This window comes from Methanosarcina barkeri 3 (assembly GCF_000970305.1).
Classification (GTDB): Archaea; Halobacteriota; Methanosarcinia; order Methanosarcinales; family Methanosarcinaceae; genus Methanosarcina; species Methanosarcina barkeri_A.
This window is the reverse complement of record NZ_CP009517.1, coordinates 2,232,138-2,246,040: the sequence shown is the minus strand read 5'-3', so window position 1 is coordinate 2,246,040 and position 13,903 is coordinate 2,232,138. Positions and strand designations below refer to the sequence as shown.

The following is a 13,903-nucleotide window of genomic DNA, read 5'->3' as shown; positions in this document are numbered from 1 at the left end:
GGGAAAAATATGAAAGCGTGTATCATGTGTGGAGGGGCAGGGACAAGGCTCAGGCCGCTAACTTTCAAGCACCCTAAACCCAGCATACCGATTCTGAATAAGCCGTCAGTCCGACATTTGATAGAACATCTTTCAAGAGAAGGGTTCAATGAAATAGTCATGACTCTCGGGTACATGGGAGAGCGTATAGAAGAGCAGCTCGGAGACGGGCACATGTTTGGGGTACATATCGACTATGTATATGAGAAAGAAAAACTCGGAACCGCAGGCGGTGTTAAAAATGCTGAGAAATACTTGAAAGGCGAGCCATTTATCGTCCTTGGTGGAGATCACGTCCTTAACCTCGACCTGAGAGAGATGTACCGCTTCCATGAAGCAAATGATGCCCCGATAACCATAGGGCTCCTTTCGATTGACGACCCTCGAGAATTCGGAATTGCGGACATGGACATTAACAACCGGATCCACCGCTTCCTGGAAAAACCGAAATCAGGCCAGATATTCAGCAACCTCGCAAGTACAGGCATTTACATTTGCAGCCCTTCGATATTTGAATGGATCCCTCAAGGTAAAAAATACGATTTTGCAAAAGACCTTTTTCCCTTCATGCTTGCAGCCGACAAAAAAATCAATGGTGTACTTGTGCGGGGAAAATGGACTGATGTAGGAAGCTCCGCAGCTTACAGGCAGGCGCAGCGCTGGATGCTCGATTCTCTTCCTGGAACAACAATCGAAGGGAATTTCACGACCCGGAACGCAAGAATAAAAGGTCCCCTGTCCATAGGAAACAATGTATGCATAGGTTCGAACTCTTCCCTTGTAGGTCCAATAGTAATAGGGGAAAACACAACTATAGGCAATAACGTCCTTATCGGGCCTTACAGCGTGATAGGCTCAAACTGCACTATAGAGGACAATGCAAAGATCCTTTCGTCCTATCTTTTTGATAATGTGTTCATAGGAAAGGAATCCAATATTTCAGGCGGAGTGGTAGCAGATGAAACAATCATCGGGGAACACTGCTTCCTTGAAAACGGAACCGTTATCGGGCATAAAGTACTGATCGGAAGTAATTCAACAGTACATTCCGGAGTTAAAATCTGGCCCGAAGTTGTTATAGATAAAGACTCAAGCATAAAGGAAACCGTAATTAATTACGATTATGACGCTTCAAACGACGGCTCGTAAGAACCGTTGACCCGAAACCGTTGCACCGAAACCGTTGGGCCGCAACCGTTGCGCCGGTTGATCACGCCGTTATGATGTTTTAGGTTTATCAGTATTTTCGCTCAAGCCTTTTTTGAAAAGGCTTGTGATCACGCCTATAGGGTTTGGGAATAAGCTCCTCAAACCCAAATGATTCTCTGGTTTTCGATAAAACCTTTTCTCAAAAGGTTTTCGCTCAAGCCTTTTTTGAAAAGGCTTGTGATCACGCCTATAGGGTTTGGGAATAAGCTCCTCAAACCCAAATGATTCTCTGGTTTTCGATAAAACCTTTTCTCAAAAGGTTTTCGCTCAAGCCTTTTTTAAAAAGGCTTGCTTGTGAGCACGCCGTCGTGTTAGAAGATTCAGCTAAGTAAAGGTATGTTTATATTAGATCCTTACAAAATCTTTTTCCATGCCATCCAGAGAATTTGTCCTGGAAATCCTGAGAAAAAGCGTTCATCTGGTTTCAATCCTGATAGTGCTTATCTACGAATTTTACGGAAAAGAAGCCATTCTCTGGGTGCTCATGTTGTTTCTTGTAACTGTTCTCGTGCTTGACTACTTCCGGATAGAGCATGGAATTCGAATACCTTTTTTCCATATCATGTACAGAAAAAGTGAATCTGACCGCTTCGGAGGGCATATCTTTTTTGCACTCGGAGCAATTTCAGTAATATCTCTGTGCAGTAGAGAAATTGCTTACTCTGCAATCCTTATGGCAACTTTCGGTGACCTGACTGCAGGCCTTATCGGAAAATTCTACGGAAAGAGGAGAGTTTTTCAAAAAATCTTTAAAAATGATAAATCAATTGAAGGCTCAGCTTCGGAATTTCTTATTGATTTCTTTATAGGGCTGCTTATTCTCGGAAATCCTATTGTTTCCCTTGTCATGGCTTTTCTTGCGACCCTTACGGAAACTGCAGTCAATAAAATCGATGATAACCTTATAGTGCCGGTTTTCGCCGGTTTTTTCGGGCAGATAACTCTGAATCTTCTGTCGTATTTATGACAGTCTTGGGGATTTCTCAACGGGCACGCCGACATTTAAAGGATCCTTGAAGAAACCCCTTGTTAAAAGATTCTTGAAAAACCTCTTAATAAGGGATCCTTGAAAAAGTCTCTTAATTAAAAAATTCTTGAAAAATCTCTTAATTAAAAGATTCTTGAAAAACCCCTTAATTAAAGGATCCTTGAAGAAACCCCTTAATTTAAAGGTTTTTCAAAGTTTGTTCTTTGAGATGCTTTCAAAAAGTTAAAAGAGCAGCTCGTCTAGAACTCTTATTTTCCAGCTGCAATCTCAACCTGTGCATTCCTGAGCTTTCTCATTTCCCTTATGCGCCTGGCAAGGATCTCTCCCAGATAGAGCACAAGCGCAGTAAGGAGCACATACATTTTCAGGCTTACCTGCTCGTCAGATTGTCTCACTGAACTCTGCCGTGCATCTTTCAGGAGAAGGGCTCTTGCATCCTTCTCACTGTAAATTTTTCCTCCTGTTTCAAGAACAAGAGATTCTATGTCTTCATTGAGCCCTACATCCCGATATTCAAGCTGGTAATTTACTGCAAGCGGATAGCCTGATATATCATGGATTCCGGTGGTTTCGGGATTTACGCTTGTTTCGTAGGTGTTCCTTCCGGTTAAAGCAAGGTCGAGAGAGTTTCCATCCAGCTTTAGCTGCGGGATTCCTTCATCGTACATCGTAAGCGTCAGATTGGAGGGAGTCCCTAGCCAGGTATCCGGACTGTCCACAACAGCTCCTTCTTCAGCTCTCGGGTTTGCTATTGCCCAGTTAATAGTGCCCGAAATAAACTTTGCATTTGAACCGTTATAAAGGGCAGTCGCCCAGCGAGAGCCTTCTCCTTCCCCGTTGTCCGTAGTAAAGGCTGCAACTCTACCAAGCCCGAAACGCCAGGTGGTAAGTACAGGCTTTCCGGTAGAAGTAATTACCAGGCGTTCAGCTCCGGCTTTTTGAGTAACATCATTATAGCCCGTAATACTGGCATTTGTGAGATTCACGTTTTTAGTGATGAAATGATCAGGAGAATACGCAAGCAGAGGGTAAGCACCAAGGTTTTCTTCTTTTTCTTCTTTTTTCTCCTCAGAAGACTCTTTCGAAGGCTCAAAGCCTATGTTTGCTCTTTCACCCTTATCAATGTGGAAATAGTTCTTTTCAAGTCCTAGTTCCTTCATGAAGTTCTCAGCGTAGTATTGTCTTTTTTCATTTATCTGGGAAGGAGCTACCGAGCTGATATGGATAAAATAAAGATTCACACCAAGTTTCTGAAGTTCTTTTGCAGCCTGAAGGCTTGGCTCATAGGATTGCTTTATTGCTCCGTCTGAAATAATAATAGCATCAAGCTTGCCATCTTTGCCGGTAAGCATTTGTTTTGTGATATTAAGTCCCTCATTTAAGGAAGTCTTGCTCTGGTCGTCAGGTGTCAACCGCTCAATTTTGTCTTTCAATATTTTCTTATTCTGCTCAAGTCCCAGAAACACAAACCCTCCTGAAACATCATATGCTTTACTTCCGAATGCGACAACTCCTGCATTTGCATCTTTAAGGTTTTCATTCTGGATAATGTAGATAGCATTTCCCAGAATATCTCCCTGGGACTTGTGAGCAGCAGTACTCGGAGAGACATCCAGGAGCAGGACCAGATTTCTTCCTCCTTTATAGTCGGAAGGCTTTGAGAGAACAGGCAGGATTTCTTCAAGTGAGGAGTTAAGGTAGTCTCCATAGTTGTAAGCCTGTTCTCCTCCCACGACAACCAGTCCGCCTCCGTTGCTGACATAGTTTTTGATTTCTTTCATCTGGGCTTCGGAAAAAGAACTGATAGGCTGGTTGTCAAGCACCAGAGCTTTACTGCCTTTAAGAGCCGCTGCTCCGGGATAAGTGCTGACTACCGAGACATTGTAAAGGTTGCTCAGAACCTTGCCGAGGGGAGAATCGGGTTCGCCTGTAACCAGGATAAGCTTTGATTTCGGAATAACATACACGGACTTGAAAAACTGATTGTTAACTGTGTTTTTGTCCTCTCCGTGAGGAGTGACTTTTACACTGAGGTTATGGGCACCAAGGGTGTTAAAAGCCTGATTAATCTTTATGGGATCCTCACTGTTATTCCTGCCCTGCAGAGTAAAGTCTCTGCTCTGCGAAAGTTTTCCATCCACAGATACCTCAAGGAGATAGCTGACACTCTGGTTTGAAGCCTGTCTGACAACTATATCGAATTCGTTCTGGTTATCCACAACAACCGTCTTATCCCCTTGCATTTCGACACTGAGGTCATTTGTCTGGAGTTCGGGCTGGACAAGATAAACAGGTGTGCTGGTTTCTTTTGCAAACTCCAGGGCTTCAGGGAGGTCCTTGCCTGCATTATTGTTCCCGTCGCTGACCAGCACTATCTGATTCCCGCTTCCAGCATATTGCGTAATAGTATCTCCAAGCGAGGTTTTATCCCCGGTTAGCTGGACTAAAGTTGTCGGGGTATTGGCTACCAGGGCTTTGTACAGTTCAGTGCCTGCTTCTTCAGGAAAGAGATTCATACTTGAGGTCTTGTCCTGAACCATCACAAGAGAAGGATCTTTTTCATTGGTTGTCTGTGTAACCGTAGTAAAAGGAGAAGCCAGGGCAAGCACAAGCAGAAACGCGACAAGCATTCTCCATTCTACAAGCTTCGTTTTTGTCTTCCTCAGGAGGTAGAATCCCCCAATAAGCACGGGGATAATCAGGAAGAGCATTTCGGGATGTCCAAGAGAGAGAGTCATAATTCACCCCGCTGGCGCACAATAAGAATTTCGAGCAGTATGAACAGGAACATAAATCCTATAAGATAATCGGTAATATCATTTTTGGAAGTATAGGAATCTTCCTTCACAATTTTAGGCCCATCTTCCGCAACAGCCCGCTTGATAAGTTCCGAAGCATCGACTGTAGTGTTGGACTCCCTGTCATTGTATAGGTTCACTGCAATTTTCTTCCCTGAAAGTTCGTAAATTCCGGCCTCGTCAAAGAGGACACGGTTTGAAGTGAAAGTCTTTGAAGGCGTACGTATTTCCTCGGTCTTTGAGAGGGAGTTCAATGTGCCTGTATTCAGATTATATTCGGAAATATCCCCAGTCCCTCCAAGCCATTGGACAAGTTTTATCCAGAAGACAGGATACTCGGGCAGATTGTGGAAATTGTTCCAGGAATCTTCTCCTAGCTCGTCACTTAATCCCATGTAGAAAACTGTTCCTTTGCCTACCTGCCAGTAACTCAGTAAAGGAACGCCGTTATCAAGTGTTACGAGGGTTGTTGAACCGGTCCTTTCAGTTGCATTCAGGTATTTGCGAACCGAAATTTCATCGCTCCTTATATCCGTCGTAATACTGCTCTTCAGGACTTCCTTAGCCCCAAGTCCGTTTTCGTCATCATCAAGTTTCAAGGGTTTCACAGGTAGGATCTTGAGAAGGTCAACATCGGTTTTCTCGGGAACAAGGGCTCCACTTACAATAAAAACCGCATTGCCTCCATTTCGGACATAACTTTCGATCCTTTCTACTGAACTGTTGCCAATTGGGGTTTTTTTCTGGGCAAGTACGACAAGGGTATAGTTGTCAAGTACGTCAGGTACGGATTTTGAGACTGTCAGGTTGCTGTTAGGAAGCAAGGAGAGTGCAGTTTTTGAGGGTAGTTTCCCGTTATCAGTAACATAGAGTATGCGCTGACTTGAAGTCTCAGGAATGGAAATATACGCTTTATTGTCAACAGGCAGGCTATCTTTAACATCGAGCTGGACTGTTGTAATGCCTGGCCCAAGATTTTCCAGAGTAAACTGTTTTGTCCCACCTGCAGGAACATCAAGAGAAAAAGACGTTGAGGAATTTCCTGAAGTCCCTCTGCCTGTTTCGATTTTAACGTTCTCGCTATGATCTTTGTAGTTCTTGATTACACCTGTATAGCCATATTTTCCGTCCGTAGCCTCTATCCAACCATTAATGATTCCTATATTATCGGCAGGACTTCCCACTTTTACGAAATTGGCTGAAATCCCATAAGACTCAGCCAGGTTCTTGGAAGCAACCGGATCATCACCTTTGTAGTTAGTGAAGTCCGAAATAACGATAATTCTTCCTCCTTCTGTGGAAAGAGATCGCATACCTGTAGTAATTGCTGCAGACAGGTCGGCAGTACCTGCTCCTGGCTTAACCTTATTGAGAATATCCTTTGCAGAGGATGCATCTCCTCCGTCAAGAGCAAGAAGAGGCGTATCCGAAGCCAGGATTATGCTATTTTTCTTGCTCACATAGCCATCCGCAATCTTAACAGCATCATCAAAGCGAGAATCAACCTGCATACTTGCAGAGGTGTCAAGGACAAGCACTGTATGCTCTCCACTCAGCGGTTCCTGTGAAGTATAGTAATAGCCTGCTGCGCCAATGGAAAGAAGGACCAGCATCAGAAGCTGGATCAGGAAGAGCGGGTCTCGCACGATTTTGGTTAGTGAAGCATAAACACGTTTCCTTTCCCTCTCAAGTTTAAGGACAAACATGAGTGAGGGAATTGCAAGTACCGTCGGCCTGGGACGGAGCATGTAAATAATAATAAGTGGTATTACACTCAGGAGAGCGGCAAGAGCAAGGGGATTTTCGAAAGGCATTTTTAGTGTCTCCTTCTCCTGATGGTATAGTAGAAAGCATCGAAGATAGGAGTGTCGGTTGTAAAAGTATAGAATTCGGCTCCTACCCTCATACAAGCTTTTTTAATCCTTGCGCTGTGATCATCAAGTTTTTTAATATAGCGTTCCTTAAACTTTTCACTAACATAAGTCCTGATTTCTTCTCCGGTTTCAAGGTCTATAAGTTTGCTGTTGCCCTGGAGAGGGAGCACTTTTTCCGTGGAGTCCAGCACCTGGATCAAAATCAGGTCGTGGTCAGATAACCTGGAAACTGCAGTTTCTATTGCCTCGGGTTCCTGAAGAAAGTCCGAAATAAGGATTACAAGAGACCTGGACTTGATTTCCCGACTATATTTTATGACAGCTTCCCCGATAGAAGTGTTTCCGGATAGTTCAAACTCTGTCAGTCTGTCGATTGCCCGCAAAAGGTTTTTTCGCCCACGACTTGGTTTGTTTATATCGATTTCCTGTGTAAAGGTTGAGATTGCAAACCTATCGTTATATTTTGTTACCATGTAGGCATAGCCTGCCGCGAGCATGGCAGCGTATTCAAATTTCGAAGTCCCTTTTTCAGGGTAATCCATACTTTTGCTGGCGTCCAGAAGGATATGGGTGGTAAGGGTTTTCTCTTCCTCAAACTGCCGTACATACAGTTTTTCAGTCCTCGCATAGGCTTTCCAGTCGATATCTTTCAGACTGTCGTTGAGATCATATTCTCTGAACCCAATGGTATCTATTCCGTGCCCACTTCGGGTTGAAGGTCGGTTTCCGGCGTAAACGGTAGACACCCTTTTTCGGACAGAGAAAGTAAAGCGGTCAAGCTGTCTGAAAAAATCCGTTTCAATATTTTGTTTTGTGCGAGTCATTCTGGATCGTCAATAAAAGCCCGGTTTATTCCGGGTTCGGGAAACCCTTCAGGGTTATTTTAGCTTATTCTACAGTTCCTTTCCTGGCCTGGCAATCCAAGGCTCAGGTTTCATTTGAGCTTGCGGATAATTTCCTCAATAGCCTGATCAGGGGTCATCCCGCTTCTTTCGGCTTCGAAGGTAAGGATAAGCCTGTGGCGGAGAACCGGATATGCCATATAATCGATATCCTCTTTGCTTACAAAGTTTCTGCCTTCTATGAGGGCTTTGGCTTTTGCGGCAAGGATAAGTCCGATCGATGCCCGTGGAGAAGCCCCGTACTCGATATGCTCTTTGTCTTTTCTTGTCATACCCACAATAGAAAGGACGCGCTGCTTGAGTTCCTCGGAGATCGGGACCTGCCTGGTGAGTTTCTGCAAATCAAGTAGTGTAGACTTGTCAAGACCCCTGGAAATATTCGGGACTTCGGATTTCGTATAGCGGTTTATTATCTCCATTTCTTCTTCATAGGAAGGATAATCTACAAGGACTTTTAAGAGAAAACGGTCGAGCTGGGCTTCAGGCAGGGGATACGTTCCTTCCATTTCTATGGGGTTCTGGGTGGCAAGAATGAAAAAGGGACGATCCAGCATAAAGGTATCGTTTCCAACTGTTACCTGTTTTTCCTGCATAGCTTCAAGCAGGGCCGATTGGGTCTTTGGGGATGCCCTATTAATTTCATCCGCAAGAATAACGTTTGCAAAAACCGGCCCTGGCTGGAATCTGAATTCTTTTTTGTTGTCTTTTTCTTCAATAACGTTTGTCCCTGTAATATCAGAGGGCATGAGGTCAGGAGTACACTGGATCCTGCTGAATTTAAGGTTCATTGCCTTTGACACTGTGGAGATCATAAGCGTTTTTCCAAGCCCCGGGTTGCTCTCAACGAGGGCATGACCTTCACAGAGTATTGCAATCACAATTTGCTCTACTACTTTATTCTGACCCACCACAACATTTCCAATGTCTTCAAAAAAGTTTTTGAAAATCCGGCCTGCGTTCTGGTAAGTTGTAGCAGCCTGACCAGAATCGATATTAGTCTCATTCATATCCGCTTCACCCTTTAAGTTTCTGTTTTTAGAGGCTCGAAAAGCCCGATTTTTCTGGATATTACCTGCTCCTGCAGAGTATATTTCCAGAGCAGTGTATCTCAAGTATACTGTTTGTTATTCAAAAACTACTGTTAGATAACATTCGATTAACCTGAGTTCAAATAAATCCACTTTAACTAAATTTTTAAATCCACTTTAAATAAATTTTCCCAATTATTCTTCTGCAAGTCCCTCAAAGTAACTCTGGATAACGTTCCTGTATCCTTCCGGTAAATTATCGTAATAAGCCTGTGAAGCTGCCGCTTCAGGGTTTACCAGGCCTGATTGGGTAAATGACTCGTTCGTCTGCTCTCCCGTTTCCTGGCTTGTAAAGCCCTGACCTGTACCCGGAGGAATCTTCAGGTCAACCTCTTTGCCTTCCACCACAACAACGGCCGGCTTCCCAAAAATTCCTTCCTGGCTGGTGTTATTCGAGGTTCCTCCATTTTCATCCACAGGATAAAGTTCAGAGTTCGAATTCGAAACTAAGGGAAGCTTATCGATTACTCCGTTAAGGTCAGTGGGACTGAGAGTCGTCTGGTATCCGGTTCCGGCAACATATGCGAGAACGGAAACTGCAAAAACTATTACACACAGGTCTTTTACAAGTTTTCTCCTGTCAAGAAAGGACGAGGACTGTACGGGTTTTGAATCGATTATAACTCCGCCTATAAGGTCCCGGACAATAATATTGTCCGTACTGCGGTTATCATAGGCAGTCCTCAACCTCTCCTTGAGCACGGGGTGCGTCTCTTCTATAAGGGCAATCGCATCTTTCTTCTCAGCTCTGTAATGCCTGATAGCTGTAAAGATAAGGGAGAGGACAAAAGCTAGAAAAATAAGTCCCAGAGTTTCAAAAACAATCCCAAAGCCCAGAATGTTGTATCTTGCACCGGTATAAGGCTCAAAGACGCTAAACATTAAAAATAAATCTCGCATATTGAACAGCACGAACAGGATATAGAGAACAAGATAAGTTGCAAGCAGGTCTGCAAAGGCATAGAGTCCTCTATACTTTTTTAGAGCCAATTCGTGTTTGTTTACTATTTCTTCAATACTCAGAGCCATCTCGCTCCCTTTTTCAGCCTGGTGAGAGGCTGTGATCGTAAGTAGTTATGAGAAAGAATCTGTATGAAACATACAAATATACTGTCTGAAGATATTCTAGGAAGAGAATAGAGAAAGATAGTATATAAAAGTACACGTTCCTGAATATGCATTTTTTGGATTCGTACAAAAATCCAATTTTTGTTAAGCTTTCTTTTTAAATTCACAATTTTGTATATATTTGCACTCCTTCACGTCCTTTTGCCAAAACTTGCAGAACTCGACCTGAGCCTTTACTTGTTTTTAATGTAAGTAATGATAACTGAGGATAGATAGTTCTGGTGTCTCACAGGAATTACTTAAAGTTTTAAAAGAGGTAAGTACGATCTTTAATGGGTGATGACATTCTTAAAGTTGGATAACTTCAGTGTTTTGGAAAGGTAGTTGCTATGCTTTAAATGCGGGATAAGAACCCAGTATTTTAAGGGTATCGGTTTTAGTTTTTATCTCTTTTAAGGTCTCTTTTATAACCGCATCACTTATATGCCCTTCAAAATCTATATAGAAGTGATAATCTCCAAGTTCTTTTTTAGAAGGCCTTGACTCGATTCTTGTCAGGTTAATCTTATTTTTTGCAAAAGCCCCGAGTATTTCGTATAATGCTCCTGGTCTGTCTTTTTCCAGATATACTATTATGGAGGTCTTGAAAGCTGAACGGTTGGAATTTTCAGGCCCATTCGTTTTATCTTCTGTGTCACATAAAACCTGCTCAAAAACCTGCTCAGTAGTATTTTCTCCTGCTGCTCGTAAAGCAATGAAGCGAGTGTAGTTTTGTTTTCTATCCTGTATATTTGGAAGGAGAACCTTTAGCCTGTAGCACTCTGCAGCCTCAGGAGAAGCTATTGCTGCCATCTCTTCAAATTCTCCTGCGAGCCTTGCTGCATGGGAAGTGCTGCCCGTGCTCCTTAGTTCAGCTTCAGGAAAATATTTTTTTAGAAAATGCCTGCACTGGGCAAGTCCCTGAGGATGAGAAAGAATAACCTTAATCTTTTCAGGTCCGCCTTTCGAGAGCAGGCAATGCTCAATTTTTACAACAATCTCTCCGACTATCTCAACCCCATTCTCATGAAGTAAGTCGAGAGTAACACCTACCGAACCTTCGATAGAGTTTTCTATCGGAACTATCGAGAGATCGGATTTTTTCTGTATTACAGCCAGAAATGCGTCCTCTATATCTGCAAAGTACTGAATTTCTACACTATCCAGCCTATGTCTCAGAATCCAGATTTGTACAGCTTTCTCTGAGTACGAACCTTCGGGCCCCAATGCACCGATAATCATCTTAGGGGTTAATTGCGGCAATGGTAATAATATTTTTTGCCTCCCAAGTCCCGTCTCGGGAGGACGGTGATTCTTTTTTAATGCCAGAAGTACCTTATTTTTCGTGTATTAAGCATGTTATAACCCTACTGAGCTGCAAAAAAGGTATGATGCTCCACTAAAGGTGTTTTGGAAATAACATCAACTGACTTAGTAGTGCACGACCTGAAACTTATCAAAGTTATAAAAGCGGAACGAGGATATACAAAAATATATTTAAAAACTGGATTATATTAAGAAAACTATAAATGTAACCATCGATTAATCCCCTAACTAAAAGCTTGAGGTTGTATCTTCATCGTTCCTTAGTTATTGATCCCCTAAATAAGTTCTGAGTCTTTGTATGCTACTGTAAGTTCATCCAAAGAATAATTTTACAAGCTGTTTCAAAGCTCGACTTTGTTTTGTTTGATGAATGATTTGTCTGTAAAGTAAACATTTCCAGCTAAAAATGAAAAAGATTACTGGATTATGGAATTGTGTCAATTATGGTTTCTAATACTCTAAATAAAGTTGATTGCTTATTGGCGGCACTTGGAGTAGTTTTCGGTATCGTGATTATTTCATTATATGCAGTGTCACCTACAATTCATATCTTTTCTATCGGTATGGCACTTACTTTAAGTTGCTATTTGTACCTTGTTATTGCTCACGTACAATTTCCTATCTACCCACAACAAAATCTATCTGGAAAATGGAAAACAGTTTTGGATATCAGTTTTTTATTATTATTTTCTCTATCATTGATTATACTACATTACTCAGAATATCGGCCTTTCAGTTATTTTTTTATATATTCCTTATGTGTAGGTTCTGTTGCAGTGTCTATATTTTTCAGTACTCATAAACTTGATTACCTAACTCAGTATTCAAAGATAATTTTGCTTTCTTTTAATATCGATTATTCAATTTTTAATTTAGCCGGATTTGTCCCTGGTGTCGATTCTTGGAAACAGGCTAAAATGAACTATCTGCTTTCTCAAACAGGAAATATTGGGGTGTTATTTGATAAAGAAATGTATTTTCCTGTAATGCATATCCAAACTGCAATTATGAACCTTATTTCTAATGTCTCATTAAAGGATGCCAGTAATTTTGCGATAATTATCCCCTTCGTTCTTGCATCCAGTTTTGTATATTTAACATCAAAACATTTTTTCGGAGAAAGAATAGGGCTATTTACCATGTTGCTGGTTAGTATTAATGATTTCAATATATACTGGGGCTCCGCTCCTCAAACAACTTCTTATGGAATTATTTTATATTATTTACTCATATATATTCTTGTTAAAGCATATTTCCCAAAACCCGATCCGAAGTTCGTATCGCTCTCTATATGTTTGATTTTTATTTTGACAATCACCCATGCGGTCTCATCTTTTATATTTGTAATTACTATATTGGGCTTTTTCTTCGGATCTATTTTTTACAGTTTAATATATGAAAAAAGTAAAATATCAATGTTTAAAAATATTTCTCTTGTTTCTGTAATAGCATTGCTTCAATGGTGGTTCATCGTTGTTTATTCTAAGGAAGGAAAGTCTTTATTTGATGTAGTAGTTTCTACATTTTATAATTATGTCACAGGGCCTGTAGACTTATACAGACCGGAAGCAATTTCAACAATATCTGCTATGTTGCCCCCATTTCTTGAAAGATTTGCGAATACCTTTGGTTTATTTCTATTTTTGTTTTTTGGAATTATTGGATCTCTTTTTTGTTTATCATCTAAATATAGAAGTAAGACTAATTTTATGTTTATTTTTTCGCTAGCAGTTCTCTTTGGCATAACCTTTTGCTTTCCTTTCTTCGGACTGAGGGATATTCTGCCAACCAGATGGTTTTCTTTTGAGTATTTTTTTCTAAGTATACTGGCCAGTTTCTCTATAATTGAACTTACTGTCTATTTTAAAAGTAGGATATCTAGACTTATTTTCATTTTTTTTGTTTTTATTGGTTTCTCTTTTTTTATGTCTGCAAGTACAGTTTCAAATTTAGATAGTCCTTTGTGGCTCAAAAACGATACCGTATCTACAACATTTAATTTAGAAGAGGTAAAGGGTGCAGAAACATTGTCTAAACTTGGGACAAACTTTATTGCTGATCCCGGTTTTGGAAGTCTTGCAGTTAATTCATATTCGAAGCAATATCCAGGTATGTTTAGTAACGGTATGCATTTCAATCATGGTAGTATTTTTTTATGGAGATCTTTTTTGGAAAAAAGGCCTATAGAATATGCTATAAAATTAGTAGGACATGAACCAATACCCTCGCATACCGTACTTGGACCGGTTTTTCACTCCAGATTGGGTCAATATGATAAAATATATGACAACAAAGACTTGAGTGCTTATTATATTTCTTAAGCACTTTATCGAAAGTCCAATCAATAAATATTGTCTGCTTGATCATGCAGTGCAACGATTGTGATTGAGAGAGATAAATTCTAACGAAGATGTTTAGTTAAGCCAATCTGACTTGTTTTAGGTAAGTAAATTGTCTTTCAACAAGCTTAGAGCTGTTTAATGAGATCCATATTTTTCGTTTTTCCGTTTTTCCAGAGTTACAGGTTCTTGATTGGGTTTTCTGCAGATTTCAGCATTGTAAAATCTGCATT

At 41.1% G+C, this 13,903-nt stretch carries 9 protein-coding genes; 3 read left to right on the top strand and 6 right to left on the bottom strand.

Translation table 11 applies throughout. The features are described 5' to 3' along the window. The first annotated feature begins 9 nt into the window (after positions 1–9). Both MSBR3_RS08930 and MSBR3_RS08925 read left to right on the top strand, forming a co-directional pair. A complete protein-coding gene (locus tag MSBR3_RS08930) occupies positions 10–1,188 on the top strand; it encodes a nucleotidyltransferase family protein (protein WP_048107612.1) in 1,179 nt (392 codons plus the stop codon). A gap of 430 nt (positions 1,189–1,618) precedes the next feature. After that, positions 1,619–2,215 (top strand): diacylglycerol/polyprenol kinase family protein, encoded by a 597-nt coding sequence (locus MSBR3_RS08925; protein WP_048107611.1) that lies wholly within the window; start codon positions 1,619–1,621, stop codon positions 2,213–2,215. Positions 2,216–2,484: 269 nt separating this feature from the next. On the opposite strand, the gene MSBR3_RS08920 is transcribed toward MSBR3_RS08925, so the two are convergent. The 6 genes from MSBR3_RS08920 to pheA all read right to left on the bottom strand — a co-directional run bounded on the left by MSBR3_RS08920 (position 2,485) and on the right by pheA (position 11,247). Next, entirely contained in the window at positions 2,485–4,974 is a 2,490-nt protein-coding gene (locus MSBR3_RS08920) for a vWA domain-containing protein (protein WP_048107610.1), read from the bottom strand. Continuing rightward, the gene (locus tag MSBR3_RS08915) at positions 4,971–6,848 is read right to left on the bottom strand and encodes a vWA domain-containing protein (protein ID WP_048107609.1); all 1,878 of its coding nucleotides are present in this window, start codon (positions 6,846–6,848) and stop codon (positions 4,971–4,973) included. The genes MSBR3_RS08920 and MSBR3_RS08915 overlap by 4 nt, the downstream gene beginning before the upstream one ends. A 2-nt stretch (positions 6,849–6,850) precedes the next feature. Beyond that, a complete protein-coding gene (locus MSBR3_RS08910) occupies positions 6,851–7,732 on the bottom strand; it encodes a DUF58 domain-containing protein (protein WP_048107608.1) in 882 nt (293 codons plus the stop codon). Positions 7,733–7,842: 110 nt separating this feature from the next. Further along, on the bottom strand, positions 7,843–8,817 hold the full coding sequence (locus tag MSBR3_RS08905) for an AAA family ATPase (protein WP_048110263.1): 975 nt from the start codon (positions 8,815–8,817) through the stop codon (positions 7,843–7,845). A 216-nt stretch (positions 8,818–9,033) separates the two neighbouring features. Then, positions 9,034–9,927: an OadG family protein gene (locus tag MSBR3_RS08900; protein WP_048107607.1), complete on the bottom strand. Its 894-nt coding sequence runs from the start codon at positions 9,925–9,927 to the stop codon at positions 9,034–9,036. Between the two features lie 426 nt (positions 9,928–10,353). Further along, positions 10,354–11,247: a prephenate dehydratase gene (gene pheA, locus MSBR3_RS08895; protein WP_048107605.1), complete on the bottom strand. Its 894-nt coding sequence runs from the start codon at positions 11,245–11,247 to the stop codon at positions 10,354–10,356. Positions 11,248–11,774: 527 nt separating this feature from the next. On the opposite strand from pheA, the gene MSBR3_RS08890 reads away from it, so the two are divergent. After that, positions 11,775–13,652: a hypothetical protein gene (locus tag MSBR3_RS08890; protein ID WP_048107603.1), complete on the top strand. Its 1,878-nt coding sequence runs from the start codon at positions 11,775–11,777 to the stop codon at positions 13,650–13,652. The last annotated feature ends 251 nt before the right edge of the window (positions 13,653–13,903 follow it).